We start from the raw sequence: 15,298 nt of genomic DNA, 5'->3' as shown, positions 1-15,298 counted from the left end.
ATCATCCGACCGGCAGGGCCGGTCGTTTTCCGCCCGCCATCCAGCCCCGAACGGCGCAGAATTCGGCATTCTGAGGGCTTCTGCCGGGTAGTGGGCGCGCCGCGTCGAACAAGCGTGTAACTTGCCGGGTCAGAGGGGCCGGGGGGCCTGTTCAGGGTTACGCGGCGGTTCGGCGCCGCACACTTGGGGGCTATCTCGATGGGCGTGCGGCTCATGGTGGTCGACGACCACCGTCTGCTCGCCGAGGCACTCGCCTCGGCGCTGAAACTGCGGGGGCACCGGGTGCTCGCCGCGGCGGCGCCGACGTCCGGGTCCGCGGAACTGGTCGTCAGCAGGGCGCCGGAGGTCTGCCTGTTCGGCACCGCGGCGCCCGCCGAACCAGGGGCGTTCGACCCGATCGCGCGGATCGGGCGGGAGCGCCCGCAGGTGGCCGTGGTGGTCCTCGGCCCGGTGCCGAACCCGCGCGGGATCGCCGCCGCCTTCGCCGCGGGAGCGGCCGGGTACGTCCGCCACGACGAGCGGATAGAGGGCGTCGAGCGCGCCATGGTCAAGGCCCGCGCGGGAGAGGTCGCGGTCGCCCCGCAGCTGCTGCGGGGCGCGTTCGCCGAGCTGCTGCATCCCGCGGTCCAGCCGGACGACGAGGGCCAGCGGCTGCTGCGGATGCTCACCCCGAGGGAGATCGAGGTGCTGGTCAGGGTCGCCGAGGGTGAGGACACCCGGCTGATCGCGGCCGGTATGGGCATCGCGCCGAGCACCGCGCGTACGCATGTCCAGCGGGTGCTGATGAAGCTCGGCGTCGGCTCCCGGCTGGAGGCCGCCGCGCTCGCCGCCCGTACGGGACTGCTCGACCGGGCGGCGGGAACGCGGCGGGGGCCGGACGGCCTCGCGTGAACGCGTGACCGGACGGCCCCCGCGGGCGGTTCCGGTTCAGTCCTCCGGCGTACCGGGGTCCTCGTGCGGTACCTGGACCGGGCGCAGCTTCATCCAGATCAGGAAGAAGAGTCCGAGTGCCAGCATGGCCAGGCCCGTCCACAGGTTGATGTGGACGCCCTCGGCCTTCTCCAGGTCGGCGTCGGACGGGTCGATGCCGGCGATGGTGACGATCACTCCGTAGACCACGAAGAGACCGCCGATGATGCGCCGGATGTCGAAGAGCCGGGCCGCGGTCGCGGACGTGCGCTCCAGTTCGGAGACTTCCTTGTGCAGGTCGGACATGGTGAGTGCCTCCGATCAGAGCGAGTAGGGCAGGTAGCACAGGGCGGCGAGGACGATGGCGCCCCAGCCGAGCAGGGCGGGCCTGCGGTACCAGGCGCTGTCGCCCTCCTCCGGTGCCTCGTCGGCGTCCGGGGACTCCGTCCCGTAGACCAGACCGGCCAGTTCGGCCTCCGGCTTGGGCTCGGTGAAGAGGGTGACGACCACCATGACGACCGCGCCGGCCACGAATCCGACGATGGCGGAGACGAAGTTGGCGCCCTGGTCGGACGGGATGCCGATGATGCCCTGCTCGTAGAGGACGAAGTAGTTCACCATCGCGGCCGAGGTGCCCGCGACGAGGCCCCAGACACCGGACTTCATCGAGGCGCGCTTCCAGAACATGCCGATGATGAAGACGACGAACATCGGGACGTTGAAGAAGGAGAACAGCGTCTGGAGGTACGTCATGATGTTGGAGAAGCTGGCGGCGATGAACGCCGTGCCGATCGAGGCCAGCACACCCACCGCCGTGATCACCCGGCCGAAGCGCAGGTAGTAGGCGTCCGACCGGTCCTTCTTCACGTACCGCTGCCAGATGTCCGTGGTGAACACCGTGTTGAACGACGACACGTTGGCGGCCATACCGGCCATGAACGCGGCCAGCAGGCCGGTGACCGCGATGCCGAGCACACCGTTGGGAAGCAGTTCCCGCATCAGCAGCGGGATGGCGTCGTTGTACGTGAGGCCGGATTCCTTCGACCCGATGTTCGGGACGACGACGGCGGCGACCAGGCCCGGGATCATCACCGCGAAGACGATGAAGATCTTCGGGAAGGCGGCGATCAGCGGGGTGCGCTTCGCGGCGGACAGGTTCTTCGCGGACAGGGCGCGCTGCACCTCGGCGAAGTTGGTGGTCCAGTAGCCGAAGGAGAGCACGAAGCCCAGGCCGAGGATGATCGTCAGCCAGTTGGCGCCGAGCGGGTTGGCGTCACCGATGCCGGTACCGCCCCAGGCGGACATGAAGTCCGCGCCGTGCTGGTCCTCCAGCGAGCCGCTCAGCCCGTCCCAGCCGCCGACGCGCTTGAGGCCCAGGATGGTGAGGGGGATCAGCGCGGCGAGGATGACGAAGAACTGCAGCACCTCGTTGTAGATCGCGGAGGAGAGCCCGCCGATGGTGATGTAGAGCAGGACGAAGACGCCGGCGACGACGATCGCCACCCAGCGGTCCCAGCCCAGCAGCGCCTCCACGACGATCGAGAGGGCGTAGAGGTTCACGCCCGCGATCAGGATCGCCGCGAAGGCGAAGAGTATGGAGCTCAGCAGGTGCGCCGACCTGTCGAAGCGCTGGAGCAGGAACTCCGGCACGGAACGCACCTTGGACCGGTAGTAGAACGGCATCATCACCAGGCCGAGGAAGACCATGGCGGGAATGGCGCCGATCCAGTACCAGTGGACGACCGCGACGCCGTACTGCGCGCCGGTCGCCGCCATGCCGAGGATCTCGGTGGCCCCGAGATTCGCCGCGACGAAGGCCAGCCCGGTCACCCAGGCGGGCAGCGACCGCCCGGAGAGGAAGAAGTCGAGGCTGGTCTTCACGCTGGCCCGGGCGGCGAAGCCGATGCCGAGCACCACGACGAAGTAGATCGCCAGAATTGTGTAATCGAGCCCGTTCGTGGGGAGCCGGAGCCCTTCGGCCAGATAGTTCATGGGGGGTACTCGCTTCGTTGCGCGAACTGAACCCGTCGGAACCTACGCTTCTGTGTTCAGAAAATGAACAGTTCACCTGGCGTTCTTTGTTTGATCGTGATCGGAAGAGTTGAAATGTCCCCATACCTCCCTACGCTCGTGTAGTCGGTTCACAGGATTCGGCGGCATTGACGCATCGTGTTTACTTGTGATTTGTTATGTGCGGTTCTGTTTAGAGGGCGTTACATGGAGGAGCCTGGTGAAGAAGACGGTTACGACCCTCGCCGACGGACGTGAGCTGATCTACTACGACGCCGCGGACGACCGCGTCCGCGACGCCGTCGACCCCCGGCCGCTGGACGCCGTCTCGACGTCCTCGGAGATCCGCCGCGACCCGCTGCTCGGCGACTCGGTGGCCATCGCCTCGCACCGGCAGGGGCGCACCTACCACCCGCCGGCCGACGAGTGCCCCCTCTGCCCCTCGGGCGGGGGCCGGCACAGCGAGATCCCCGACACCGACTACGACGTCGCCGTCTTCGAGAACCGCTTCCCCTCCCTCGCCGGTGACTCCGGCCGCTGCGAGGTCGTCTGCTTCACCTCGGACCACGACGTGTCCTTCGCCGGGCTCACCGAGGAGCAGGCGGCCCTGGTCCTGGAGGCCTGGACCGACCGCACCGCCGACCTGGCCGAGCTTCCGCAGGTCGCCCAGGTGTTCTGCTTCGAGAACCGCGGCGCCGAGATCGGCGTCACCCTCGGGCACCCGCACGGACAGATCTACGGCTACCCCTTCGTCACCCCGCGCACCGAGCTCATGCTGCGCTCGATGGAGACCCACCGCGCCGCTACCGGCCGCAACCTCTTCGACGACGTCGTCGCCCGCGAACTGGCCGACGGCGACCGCGTCGTCCTGGAGGGCGAGCACTGGGTCGCCTTCGTGCCGTACGCCGCGCACTGGCCCTACGAGGTCCACCTCCACCCGCGCCGCCGCGTTCCCGACCTGCGGGAACTCGACGAGGGCGCCCGCACAGAGTTCCCACAGATCTATCTGGAACTCTTGAGGCGATTCGACCGGATCTTCGGCCCCGGCGAGCCGCCGACCCCGTACATCTCCGCCTGGCACCAGGCTCCCTTCAGGGCCCCCGGCCGTGAGGAGTTCGGGCTGCACCTCGAACTCTTCACCATCAGGCGGACCACCGGAAAGCTGAAGTTCCTCGCGGGCTCCGAGTCCGGCATGGGCGTGTTCATCAACGACGTGCCGCCGGAGGCCGCGGCCCAGCGACTGCGAGAGGTAGCGAGCGAGTGAGCAACACCGGCAAGAAGTACCTGGTGACGGGCGGCGCGGGATACGTCGGCAGCGTCGTCGCCGCACACCTGCTGGAGGCCGGTCACACCGTGACCGTCCTCGACGACCTGTCGACCGGCTTCCGGGAAGGCGTCCCGCAGGGCGCCGAGTTCATCGAGGGCCGGATCCAGGACGCCGCGACGTGGCTGGACGCCTCCTACGACGGAGTGCTGCACTTCGCGGCGTACTCCCAGGTCGGGGAGTCCGTCGTCGACCCCGAGAAGTACTGGGTCAACAACGTCGGCGGCACCACCGCCCTCCTCGCCGCGATGCGCGACGCCGGGGTGCGCACCCTCGTCTTCTCCTCCACCGCGGCGACCTACGGCGAGCCGGTCTCCAGCCCCATCACCGAGACCGACCCCACCGCCCCCACCAGCCCGTACGGCGCCTCCAAGCTCGCCGTCGACCACATGATCAGCGGCGAGGCGACCGCCCACGGGCTGGCCGCCGTCTCCCTCCGCTACTTCAACGTGGCGGGCGCCTACGGCAGCTGCGGCGAGCGCCACAGCCCCGAGTCGCACCTCATCCCGCTCGTCCTCCAGGTCGCCCTGGGGCAGCGCGAGGCGATCTCCGTCTACGGCGACGACTACCCCACCCCGGACGGCACCTGCGTACGCGACTACATCCACGTCGCCGACCTCGCCGAGGCCCACCTCCTGGCCCTGGAAGCGGCCACCGCCGGCGAGCACCTCATCTGCAACCTCGGCAACGGCAACGGCTTCTCCGTGCGCGAGGTCATCGAGACCGTCCGCCAGGTCACCGGCCACCCGGTCCCCGAGACCGCCGCCCCCCGGCGCGGCGGGGACCCTGCCGTCCTCGTCGCCTCCGCCGCCACCGCCAGGGAACGGCTCGGCTGGAAGCCGTCGCGCGCGGACCTGGCCGCCATCGTCGCCGACGCGTGGACGTTCGCACGCCGAGAGGAACCCACCGCATCATGACCGACAACGCCGAGCTCACCGCCTCCTTCACCGAGCTGTACGGGAGGGCCCCCGAGGGGATCTGGGCCGCACCCGGACGAGTGAACCTGATCGGTGAGTACACCGACTTCAACGGTGGCTTCGTCATGCCGCTCGCCCTCCCGCACACCGCCCGCGCGGCCGTCGCCCGCCGCACCGACGGACAGCTGCGCCTGCACTCCACCGACGTACCCGGCGGGGTCGTCTCCCTGAGCGTCGACGAGCTGACCCCGCACTCCGGCCACGGCTGGGCCGCCTACCCGGCCGGCGTCGTCTGGGCGCTCCGCGAGGCCGGCCACCCGGTCACCGGTGCCGACATCCAGCTCACCTCGACGGTCCCCGTCGGCGCCGGTCTCTCCTCGTCCGCCGCCCTGGAGGTCGTCACGGCGCTCGCGCTGAACGACCTCTTCGAACTGGGCCTGAGCGCTCCGGAGACCGCCCTGCTCGGCCAGCGCGCCGAGAACGCGTTCGTCGGTGTGCCCTGCGGCGTCATGGACCAGATGGCCTCGGCGTGCTGCACCGAGGGCCACGCGCTGTACCTCGACACCCGCGACCTCACCCAGCGCCAGGTCCCCTTCGACCTGGCCGCGCACGGACTCCAGCTGCTCGTCGTCGACACCCGGGTCAAGCACGCCCTGGGCGACGGCGCGTACGCGGAGCGCCGGGCGGGCTGCGAGGCGGGCGCCCGCGCGCTCGGCGTCAGCGCCCTGCGCGACCTTCCGTACGAGGACCTGGACGCCGCGCTGGACAGGCTCGCCGCCGCGGGTGAGGACGAGTCCGTCGTGCGCTACGTCCGCCACGTGGTGAGCGACAACCACCGCGTGGAGCAGGTCATCGCGCTGCTCGACGCGGGCGACGTGCGCGCCGCGGGCCCGGTCCTCGACGCGGGCCACGCCTCGCTCCGCGACGACCTGCGGGTCTCCTGCCCGGAGCTGGACCTCGTGGTCTCCACGGCCGGGGCGGCCGGGGCGCTCGGGGCCAGGATGACCGGCGGCGGCTTCGGCGGCTCGGCGATCGTGCTGGTGGAGGAGGCGATGGCGGACACCGTCGCCAAGGCGGTGTCGGAGGCCTTCAGCGCGGCCGGCCACGCAGCCCCGGGAGTCTTCCCCGCGGTTCCCTCGGCGGGGGCCCGTAGGATCGCTCCAGCCGCTTGACCAGGATGAACTCCGCGACGCCGGGCGGGTAGTCCTCGACCTCGCCGACCACCTCGTACCCCTGCTTCCGGTAGAAGTCCGGGGCCTGGAAGCCCCAGGTCTCCAGCCGGGAGCGGGTACAGGCCCGGTCGTCGCGGGCGAGGCGCTCCGCCTCGGCGAGCAGCCGCGAGCCGAGGCCGAGACCGCGGTGGCGGTCGTCGACCCAGAGCAGGTCCACATGGAGCCAGTAGGCCCAGGTCCGCCCGCTCAGCCCCCCGGCCAGCCCGCCGGCGTCGTCCAGGAGCCATACGTCCAGGGGCACTTCGTGTTCGGCGGAGGTCGTGTGCAGGGCGCGCAGCTCCGGTGATCCGTCCCAGTTGGCGTCGTGCAGCCGGCGGCCCAGCAATATACGACGTTCCTTGTCCACTTCGGTCTCAAGACGGAACATGGACAACACCCTAAACACGTTGGGTGGTCAGTTCCGCGAATCGCCTTCCGGCACCCACCGCCCCCCGTACGCTGATGCTCAGCACCGGTGGGGGCCGGTGTCGTTTCAGGGGACGAGACAGTCGGACACGACGCCCGGGGCGGGCGGCGACGGGCACACGGCGGCGGCCGTGCGCCGGACGCCACCCGGAACGCTCCGGGCGCCGTGTCCGCCGCAGTCGGTCCCCGTCGGGGCCGGCCATGAACGGGGCGCCCCAGGAGTTCACACAGCATGGGGGTGTCTGTGGCGCGTATCCGGGTTCTGGTGGTCGACGACCACCGCATCTTTGCCGAGTCCCTCGCGGCGGCCCTCGCCGCCGAACCGGACGTCGACGTGTCCGCGGCGGGCAGCGGTCCCGCCGCGCTGCGCTGTCTGGAGCGTGCGGCCGCCGAGGGGCGCCGCTACGACGTGATGCTGGTCGACGCCGACCTGGGCGTCCTCGCCACGGGAGGCGGCCGTCCCGTGCCGGCGCCGCGCGGGGCGCCCGACGGCGGGTCCGCGGGCGCCCCGGTGGACGGCATCGCGCTGGTGGCCGGGGTGCGTTCGGGGCAGCCCCACATCCGTACGGTGGTGCTCGCCGAGAGGGACGACCCGCGCCGGGCCGCGACGGCGCTACAGGCCGGTGCCTCCGGGTGGGTCGCCAAGGACTGCTCCCTGCAACGCCTGCTGGCGGTCATACGGGGCGTGCTGCGCGACGAGACGCACCTGCCGGCGGCCCTGCTGACGGGTGTCCTGCGGGAGCTGACGGCGGCCCGCAAGCACCGCACCGAGAGTGAGCAGCTCGTCGAGTCGCTGACGCCGCGCGAGCGCGAGGTGCTGCGCTGCATGGTGGCGGGCCTGGGGCGCAAGGCGGTCGCGGAACGGCTCTTCCTGTCCCCGCACACGGTGCGTACGCACATGCAGAACGTGCTGGGGAAGCTGGGCGTCCACTCGACCCTGGCGGCGGTGGCGCTGGCCCGGAGGGCCGGGGTGGGCCCGGCCGCGCTAACCGGGGACGTTGTCGAACGGGGCGGTCAACTGGCGTAGCAGTCCGGCCAGTTCGGACCGCTGCTGGCGGGAGAGCTCGCCCAGGATGGCCCGCTCCTGGTCGAGCAGCCCGGCCAGCGACTGGTCGGCCTTGTCCCGGCCCCGGTCCGTCAGCCGGACCAGGACGCCGCGGCGGTCGCTCGGGTCGGGCAGCCGCTCCACGAGGTGCTTCTTGGTCAGCCGGTCGATGCGGTTCGTCATCGTGCCCGAGGTGACCAGCGTCTGGGTGAGCAGCTGGCCGGGGGAGAGCTGGTACGGGGCGCCGGCGCGGCGCAGGGACGTCAGGACGTCGAACTCCCAGGGCTCCAGCTCGTGCTCGGCGAAGGCGATCCTGCGGGCCCGGTCCAGGTGCCGGGCCAGGCGGGAGACGCGGCTCAGGACCTCGAGTGGTTCCACGTCGAGGTCAGGGCGCTCGCGACGCCATGCAGCGACCAGCCGGTCGACCTCGTCCTCCATGTCGATCAGTGTAGAGGGTCCCTCGACATGAAGTCTCTTGAATTCAAGTGTCTTGACATCAAGATACTTTCCCGGTGATCCTGGCCCCATGACCGCACCGACCTGGGACCCCCGGCAGTACCTCCGCCACGCCGACCACCGCACCCGCCCCTTCCACGACCTCCTGGCCCGTGTCGGGCCCCTGCCGCACGAGGAGGCCCCCCGCATCGCCGACCTCGGCTGCGGGGCGGGCAACGTCACCGCCCTCCTCGCCGCACGCTGGCCCGGCGCCCGCGTCACCGGCTACGACAGCTCGCCGCAGATGCTCGAACGCGCCCGGACCCACGCGGGCCCCCGCCTCGACTTCACTGAGGCCGACGCCGCCACCTGGGCCCCCACCGAGACGTACGGCCTCATCGTCTCCAACGCCCTCCTCCAGTGGGTCCCCGGCCACACCGCCCGCTTCCCCCGCTGGCTGGACGCCCTCGCCCCCGGCGGCACCCTCGCCTTCCAGGTGCCGGGCAACTTCGACGCCCCCAGCCACACCCTCATGCGGGAACTGGCCGCGTCCCCCCGCTGGCACGACCGCCTCGGCGGCCTCCTGCGCCACGGCGACGCCGTGCACACCCCTGCCCACTACCTGGAGCACCTGGCCGCCCCCGGGCGCACCGTGGACGTCTGGGAGACCACCTACCTGCACCTCCTCCAGGGCGAGGACCCCGTCCTCGACTGGGTCAAGGGCACCGGCCTGCGCCCCCTCCTCGACGCCCTCGCCGACGACCCCGGGGCCCGGGAGGCCTTCCTGGCCGAATACCGCGACCTGCTCCGCACCGCGTACCCGGCGGGCCCGCACGGCACGGTCTTCCCGTTCCGCCGGATCTTCGCCGTCGCCCGCACCGCCGGGTGAGCCCGGCCGCCGGGCGCTCGGAGCGCGCCGAGCGCCCCCGGCGAGGTGTCCGGCGGGGCGGGACGCCGGTCCTCGGCCGGTCATGATTCCCCGGGACGGGGTTCCGGGTCCGGCCCGGCCGCGGTGGGGTCCGGTCCGCGGCCGCGTCATCACGACGGGTGAGCACGCGTGCGACGCGGCCGGGCTCAGCTCTTGCGGTGGCCTATCAGCCGCGGCTTCGACTCCAGGTTCTCCAGCCCGTGCCACGCCAGATTCACCAGATGGGCGGCGACCTCGGCCTTCTTCGGCTTCCGCACGTCCAGCCACCACTGGCCGGTCAGCGCCACCATCCCGACCAGGGCCTGCGCGTACAGCGGGGCCAGCTTCGGGTCGAAGCCCCGGGCCTTGAACTCCAGGCCCAGGATGTCCTCGACCTGGGTGGCGATGTCGCTGATCAGCGACGCGAAGGTGCCCGTGGACTGGGCGACCGGGGAGTCACGGACCAGGATCCGGAAACCGTCCGTGTACCTCTCGATGTAGTCGAGCAGCGCGAACGCGGCCTGCTCCAGCAGCTCACGCGGATGACCGGCGGTGAGCGCCCCCGTGACGAGGTCCAGCAGCTGGCGCATCTCACGGTCGACCACGACGGCGTACAGGCCCTCCTTGCCGCCGAAGTGCTCGTACACCACGGGCTTGGAGACCCCGGCGCGCGCCGCGATCTCCTCCACCGACGTGCCCTCGAAACCCTTGTCGGCGAACAGGGTGCGGCCGATGTCCAGCAGTTGCTCGCGGCGCTCCTTACCCGTCATCCGGACCCGCCGGGCCCGTCGCGTGGGGGCAGGCATGCTCTTCTCGCCGCTGGTGCTTCCGTCGGTCGCCACGTCGTCAATCATGCCGGGTCGGCGCCCGCGGGCTTGCGCCGGGAGGCGATACGGGAGGCGTCGGGCCAGCGGACGTCGTCCGCCCAGCCCAGCTTCTCGAACCAGCGGATCAGCCGGGCGCTGGAGTCGATCTGCCCCCGGAGCACCCCGTGCCGCGCGCTCGTCGGGTCCGCGTGGTGCAGGTTGTGCCAGGACTCGCCGCACGAGAGCACCGCCAGCCACCAGACGTTCCCCGACCGGTCGCGGGACCTGAAGGGACGCTTGCCGACCGCGTGGCAGATCGAGTTGATCGACCACGTCACGTGGTGGAGCAGCGCCACACGGACCAGCGAACCCCAGAAGAAGGCGGTGAACGCACCCCACCACGACTGGGTGACCAGGCCGCCGACCAGCGGCGGGATCGCCAGTGAGAGGATCGTGAAGCCGAGGAAGTGACGCGAGATCGCGCGGAGCGCCGGGTCCCTGACCAGATCGGGGGCGTACTTCTGCTGAGGCGTCTGCTCCTCGTTGAACATCCAGCCGATGTGGGCCCACCACAGGCCCTTCAGCAGTGCCGGGAGGTTCTCGCCGAACCGCCACGGCGAATGCGGGTCGCCCTCGGCGTCGGAGAACCGGTGGTGCTTGCGGTGGTCGGCCACCCAGCGCACGAGCGGCCCCTCCACCGCCATCGAACCCGCGACGGCCAGAGCGATGCGGAGCGGACGCTTCGCCTTGAACGAGCCGTGCGTGAAGTAGCGGTGGAAGCCGATCGTCACGCCGTGGCAGCCCCAGTAGTACATGACCACCAGCAGCCCCAGGTCGAGCCAGCTGACACCACGGCCCCAGGCCAGCGGCACCGCCGCGACCAGGGCCGCGAACGGCACCACGATGAACAGCAGCAGCGCGATCTGTTCGACCGAGCGCTTCTTGTCCCCGCCGAGCGTGGCGGAGGGGAGTGCGGGATCGCCTGCCGTCGCCGGCAGGCCGTCGTCGATCACATCGGGGCTGATGGGCATTGGGGAGTCCCCTGTGAGGTGAGGAAATATGACGGTATGAGTGGGCTACGCTTCCGTAACCTACGGCAACGTAAGTATGGCAGCGAAGAGGCGCACCACACGAGACCGCCGCTGCCGCGACCCGCGTGCGCCGCACCCTCTCGCCCCTCGCCCTCCGCCGATCGGAACCACCGCGCAGGGCACCGAGCACACCGGACCCCCGGACACCTATCCTGGGTGCGTCGGACAGCGCGGTCCGCACTCTGCACATCCGGGGTGCCCCGTCAGCACCGCGAGCGCCCCGGCCCCCCTGACAGACGTGCTCAACCACTGCAAGGAGCCGCACACTGTGAGCAGTGCCGACCAGACCCCTGCCGCGAACACCGAACTGCGGGCAGACATCCGCCGCCTCGGAGACCTGCTGGGCGAGACCCTCGTACGCCAGGAGGGCCAGGATCTCCTCGACCTCGTCGAACGCGTCCGCGCCCTGACCCGCACCGACGGCGAGGCGGCAGCCGAACTCCTCGGCGACACGGACCTGGAGACCGCCGCGCAGCTCGTGCGCGCCTTCTCCACCTACTTCCACCTCGCCAACGTCACCGAGCAGGTCCACCGCGCCCACGAGATGCGCGACCGCCGGTCGGCCGAAGGCGGGCTCCTCGCCCGCACCGCCGACCGCCTGAAGGACGCCGACCCCGAACACCTGCGCGAGACGGTCAAGAACCTCAACGTCCGGCCCGTCTTCACCGCACACCCCACCGAAGCGGCACGCCGCTCCGTCCTCAACAAGCTCCGCCGCATCGCCGAGCTCCTGGACACCCCCGTCATCGAGGCCGACCGCCGGCGCCACGACCTCCGGCTCGCCGAGAACATCGACCTCATCTGGCAGACGGACGAGCTCCGCGTCGTACGCCCCGAGCCCGCCGACGAGGCCCGCAACGCGATCTACTACCTCGACGAACTCCACGCCAACGCCGTCGGCGACGTCCTCGAGGACCTCGCCGCCGAACTGGAGCGCGTCGGGGTCGAACTCCCCGCCGGCACCCGCCCCCTCACCTTCGGCACCTGGATCGGCGGCGACCGCGACGGCAACCCCAACGTGACGCCCGCCGTCACCTGGGACGTCCTCATCCTCCAGCACGAGCACGGCATCACCGACGCCCTCGAACTCGTCGACTACCTGCGCGGACTCCTCTCCAACTCCATCCGCTACACCGGAGCCACCGACGAGCTCCTCACCTCCCTCCAGACCGACCTGGAGCGACTCCCGGAGATCAGCCCGCGCTACAAGCGGCTCAACGCCGAGGAGCCCTACCGGCTCAAGGCCACCTGCATCCGCCAGAAGCTCGTCAACACCCGCGAGCGCCTCGCCGCAGGTACCCCCCACCGCCCCGGCTGCGACTACCTCGGCACCGCCGAACTCATCGCCGACCTCGCGGTCATCCAGACCTCCCTGCGCGAGCACCGCGGCGGACTCTTCGCCGACGGCCGCATGAACCGCACCATCCGCACGCTCTCCGCCTTCGGCCTCCAGCTCGCCACCATGGACGTCCGCGAACACGCCGACGCCCACCACCACGCCCTCGGCCAGCTCTTCGACCGGCTCGGCGAGGAATCCTGGCGCTACGCCGACATGCCCCGCGACTACCGGCAGAAGCTCCTCGCCAAGGAGCTCCGCTCCCGCCGCCCCCTGGCCCCCACCCCGGCCCCCCTCGACGCGGCCGGGGACAAGACCCTCGGCGTCTTCCACACCATCAAGCAGGCCTTCGAACGCTTCGGCCCCGAGGTCATCGAGTCCTACATCATCTCGATGTGCCAGGGCGCCGACGACGTCTTCGCCGCCGCCGTCCTCGCCCGCGAAGCCGGGCTCCTCGACCTCCACGCCGGCTGGGCCAAGATCGGCATCGTGCCCCTCCTGGAGACCACCGACGAGCTCCGCGCCGCCGACGTCATCCTCGACGAGATGCTCGCCGACCCCTCCTACCGCCGCCTCGTCTCGCTGCGCGGCGACGTCCAGGAGGTCATGCTCGGCTACTCCGACTCCTCCAAGTTCGGCGGCATCACCACCTCCCAGTGGGAGATCCACCGCGCCCAGCGCCGGCTCCGCGACGTCGCCCACCGCTACGGCGTACGCCTGCGCCTCTTCCACGGCCGCGGCGGCACCGTCGGCCGCGGCGGCGGCCCGTCCCACGACGCGATCCTCGCCCAGCCCTGGGGCACCCTCGAAGGCGAGATCAAGGTCACCGAACAGGGCGAGGTCATCTCCGACAAGTACCTCATCCCCGCCCTCGCCCGCGAGAACCTGGAACTGACCGTCGCGGCCACCCTCCAGGCCTCCGCACTCCACACCGCACCCCGCCAGTCCGACGAAGCGCTCGCCCGCTGGGACGCGGCCATGGACACCGTCTCCGACGCCGCCCACGACGCCTACCGCAAGCTCGTCGAGGACCCGGACCTGCCCGCGTACTTCCTGGCCTCCACCCCGGTGGACCAGCTCGCCGACCTGCACCTCGGCTCGCGGCCCTCCCGCCGGCCCGGCTCGGGCGTCTCGCTCGACGGCCTGCGCGCCATCCCGTGGGTCTTCGGCTGGACCCAGTCACGGCAGATCGTCCCCGGCTGGTTCGGCGTGGGCTCCGGCCTCAAGGCGCTGCGCGAAGCCGGCCTCGACACCGTCCTGGACGAGATGCACGAACAGTGGCACTTCTTCCAGAACTTCCTCTCCAACGTCGAGATGACCCTCGCCAAGACCGACCTGCGCATCGCCCGGCACTACGTCGACACCCTCGTCCCCGACGAGCTCAAGCACGTCTTCGACGTCATCCAGGCCGAGCACGAACTCACCGTGCAGGAAGTCCTCAAGGTCACCGGCGGCAAGGAACTCCTCGGCACCAGCCCGGTGCTCCAGCAGACCTTCGCCATCCGCGACGCCTACCTGGACCCCATCTCCTACCTCCAGGTGTCCCTGCTCGCCCGCCAGCGCCAGGCCGCCGAAAGCGGCCAGGAGCCCGACCCGCTGCTCGCACGGGCCCTGCTGCTCACCGTCAACGGTGTGGCCGCGGGCCTCCGCAACACCGGCTGACCCCACCCGGGAACACCCCGCGGGTGCGGCCCTGTCAGAGGGCGACGAACGTCGCCGTCAGCAGGACCGCACCCGCGATCCCCGTCCCCCACGCCGTCCGCGTCATCCGCATACCGCCACCGATCACCAGGGCCGCCAGCACCAGCGCACCGCCCAACGGCAGCCAGGAATGCAGCAGGCCCGCGGTCCCGGTCCGCACGACGTCCCCCGTCCCCGGCTTCACCACGACGGGGAAACGGTCGCCCTTCTCCGCCGCGACGGACCGCTCCACCGACACCGAGTCCCGCTCCCGCGCATCCGCGTCCGGCGCGAACGACCCCGTGCAGGTGTCCTCACCGCACGCCGTCACCACCATCGTCCCGTGCTCACGGCCCTTGGCCAGGACGATGTGGTGCGCCGTGTCCCACGACGACCAGGCGCCCGCGAACAACAGCAACAGGACGACACAGCCCGCGGCGAACGTACGGCCGTGGGCCAGCAGCCGGTGCGAGGTACTCCGTTTCATGGGGGCAGATCTTTGGGCAGAGCCCTGCCGCCGGTCAACCTGTGGCCGAAAAACACCCAGGAAGCACCAGGAATGTCAGGAGTTGTACGCGGACTGGGCCCGCTCCAGCCCCTCCGCCAGCAACGACTCCACGGCGTCCGCCGAGCGGTCCACCAGATACGCCAGTTCCTTGCGCTCCGCCGACGAGAAGTCCTTCAGCACGAAGTCCGCGACCTGCATCCGCCCCGGCGGCCGGCCGATCCCGAACCGCACCCGGTGGTAGTCCGGGCCCATCGCCTTCGTCATCGACTTCAGCCCGTTGTGCCCGTTGTCGCCCCCGCCCAGCTTCAGCCGCAGCATCCCGAAGTCGATGTCCAGCTCGTCGTGCACCGCCACCACGTGGTCCGTCGGCACCTTGTAGAAGTCCCGCAGCGCCGTGACCGGCCCCCCGGACAGATTCATGTACGACATCGGCTTCACCAGCACCACACGACGGCTCAGCGGCCCGGGCGGACCGATCCGCCCCTCCAGCACCTGCGCCTGCGCCTTCGGCGCCCGCTTGAACTTCCCGCCGATCCGCTCCGCCAGCAGATCGGCCACCATGAAGCCCACGTTGTGCCGGTTCGCCGCATACTCGGGACCGGGATTGCCGAGGCCCACGATCAGCCAGGGGTCGGTGGCGTCGGACATCAGAGCTCGGTCTCCTCGCAGTGCGTACATACGGGTCGATACAGG

Annotated in this window: 14 protein-coding genes and 1 pseudogene; 7 read left to right on the top strand and 8 right to left on the bottom strand. The window is 71.0% G+C overall.

The window, feature by feature from the left end:
- The first annotated feature begins 198 nt into the window (after positions 1–198).
- Positions 199–891: a LuxR C-terminal-related transcriptional regulator gene (locus tag ACFVS9_RS22255; RefSeq protein WP_383117315.1), complete on the top strand. Its 693-nt coding sequence runs from the start codon at positions 199–201 to the stop codon at positions 889–891.
- Positions 892–927: 36 nt separating this feature from the next.
- On the opposite strand, the gene ACFVS9_RS22250 is transcribed toward ACFVS9_RS22255, so the two are convergent.
- Both ACFVS9_RS22250 and ACFVS9_RS22245 read right to left on the bottom strand, forming a co-directional pair.
- Complete coding sequence (locus ACFVS9_RS22250; protein ID WP_383117316.1) at positions 928–1,215, bottom strand: hypothetical protein; 288 nt, start codon at positions 1,213–1,215, stop codon at positions 928–930.
- Positions 1,216–1,230: 15 nt separating this feature from the next.
- Positions 1,231–2,901 carry a sodium:solute symporter family protein gene (locus ACFVS9_RS22245; protein WP_389934733.1) on the bottom strand — a complete coding sequence of 557 codons (1,671 nt, stop codon included), beginning with the start codon at positions 2,899–2,901 and terminating at the stop codon, positions 1,231–1,233.
- 238 nt (positions 2,902–3,139) lie between these two features.
- On the opposite strand from ACFVS9_RS22245, the gene galT reads away from it, so the two are divergent.
- Genes galT through galK form a run of 3 tightly spaced genes read left to right on the top strand, consistent with a single transcriptional unit; the run spans position 3,140 to position 6,332 of the window.
- Positions 3,140–4,183: a galactose-1-phosphate uridylyltransferase gene (galT, locus tag ACFVS9_RS22240; protein WP_383117318.1), complete on the top strand. Its 1,044-nt coding sequence runs from the start codon at positions 3,140–3,142 to the stop codon at positions 4,181–4,183.
- The gene (gene galE / locus ACFVS9_RS22235; RefSeq protein WP_383117319.1) at positions 4,180–5,160 is read left to right on the top strand and encodes a UDP-glucose 4-epimerase GalE; all 981 of its coding nucleotides are present in this window, start codon (positions 4,180–4,182) and stop codon (positions 5,158–5,160) included. The genes galT and galE overlap by 4 nt, the downstream gene beginning before the upstream one ends.
- Complete coding sequence (gene galK, locus ACFVS9_RS22230) at positions 5,157–6,332, top strand: galactokinase (RefSeq protein ID WP_389934730.1); 1,176 nt, start codon at positions 5,157–5,159, stop codon at positions 6,330–6,332. The genes galE and galK overlap by 4 nt, the downstream gene beginning before the upstream one ends.
- Here the strand turns inward: galK and ACFVS9_RS22225 are convergent.
- A pseudogene (locus ACFVS9_RS22225) lies at positions 6,322–6,759 on the bottom strand (GNAT family N-acetyltransferase); the annotation flags it as partial. The gene galK and the pseudogene ACFVS9_RS22225 overlap by 11 nt on opposite strands.
- Positions 6,760–7,029: 270 nt before the next feature.
- Here ACFVS9_RS22225 and ACFVS9_RS22220 point away from each other — a divergent pair.
- Positions 7,030–7,824, top strand: a complete 795-nt coding sequence (locus tag ACFVS9_RS22220; RefSeq protein ID WP_383117321.1) for a LuxR C-terminal-related transcriptional regulator — start codon at positions 7,030–7,032, stop codon at positions 7,822–7,824.
- Here the strand turns inward: ACFVS9_RS22220 and ACFVS9_RS22215 are convergent.
- Complete coding sequence (locus ACFVS9_RS22215) at positions 7,783–8,280, bottom strand: MarR family winged helix-turn-helix transcriptional regulator (RefSeq protein ID WP_383117322.1); 498 nt, start codon at positions 8,278–8,280, stop codon at positions 7,783–7,785. The genes ACFVS9_RS22220 and ACFVS9_RS22215 overlap by 42 nt on opposite strands.
- A gap of 88 nt (positions 8,281–8,368) precedes the next feature.
- Between ACFVS9_RS22215 and ACFVS9_RS22210 the strand changes: the two genes are divergently transcribed.
- On the top strand, positions 8,369–9,166 hold the full coding sequence (locus ACFVS9_RS22210) for a trans-aconitate 2-methyltransferase (RefSeq protein ID WP_383117323.1): 798 nt from the start codon (positions 8,369–8,371) through the stop codon (positions 9,164–9,166).
- A 185-nt stretch (positions 9,167–9,351) separates the two neighbouring features.
- Here the strand turns inward: ACFVS9_RS22210 and ACFVS9_RS22205 are convergent, their stop codons facing one another.
- Both ACFVS9_RS22205 and ACFVS9_RS22200 read right to left on the bottom strand, forming a co-directional pair.
- Positions 9,352–10,038, bottom strand: a complete 687-nt coding sequence (locus ACFVS9_RS22205) for a TetR family transcriptional regulator (RefSeq protein WP_383117324.1) — start codon at positions 10,036–10,038, stop codon at positions 9,352–9,354.
- On the bottom strand, positions 10,035–11,021 hold the full coding sequence (locus ACFVS9_RS22200) for an acyl-CoA desaturase (RefSeq protein ID WP_383117325.1): 987 nt from the start codon (positions 11,019–11,021) through the stop codon (positions 10,035–10,037). The genes ACFVS9_RS22205 and ACFVS9_RS22200 overlap by 4 nt, the downstream gene beginning before the upstream one ends.
- A gap of 328 nt (positions 11,022–11,349) precedes the next feature.
- Here ACFVS9_RS22200 and ppc point away from each other — a divergent pair, with 328 nt between their 5' ends.
- The gene (gene ppc / locus ACFVS9_RS22195) at positions 11,350–14,079 is read left to right on the top strand and encodes a phosphoenolpyruvate carboxylase (protein WP_389934725.1); all 2,730 of its coding nucleotides are present in this window, start codon (positions 11,350–11,352) and stop codon (positions 14,077–14,079) included.
- A gap of 34 nt (positions 14,080–14,113) precedes the next feature.
- Here the strand turns inward: ppc and ACFVS9_RS22190 are convergent, their stop codons facing one another.
- Together ACFVS9_RS22190 and pth are read right to left on the bottom strand one after the other, a co-directional pair.
- Positions 14,114–14,584, bottom strand: a complete 471-nt coding sequence (locus ACFVS9_RS22190; protein ID WP_383117327.1) for a hypothetical protein — start codon at positions 14,582–14,584, stop codon at positions 14,114–14,116.
- Between the two features lie 75 nt (positions 14,585–14,659).
- Positions 14,660–15,253 carry an aminoacyl-tRNA hydrolase gene (pth, locus tag ACFVS9_RS22185; protein ID WP_383117328.1) on the bottom strand — a complete coding sequence of 198 codons (594 nt, stop codon included), beginning with the start codon at positions 15,251–15,253 and terminating at the stop codon, positions 14,660–14,662.
- Positions 15,254–15,298 lie beyond the last annotated feature (45 nt).

This window comes from Streptomyces sp. NPDC058008 (genome assembly GCF_042886395.1).
GTDB lineage: Bacteria > Actinomycetota > Actinomycetes > Streptomycetales > Streptomycetaceae > Streptomyces.
This window is presented reverse-complemented; position numbering and strand designations above follow the sequence as displayed.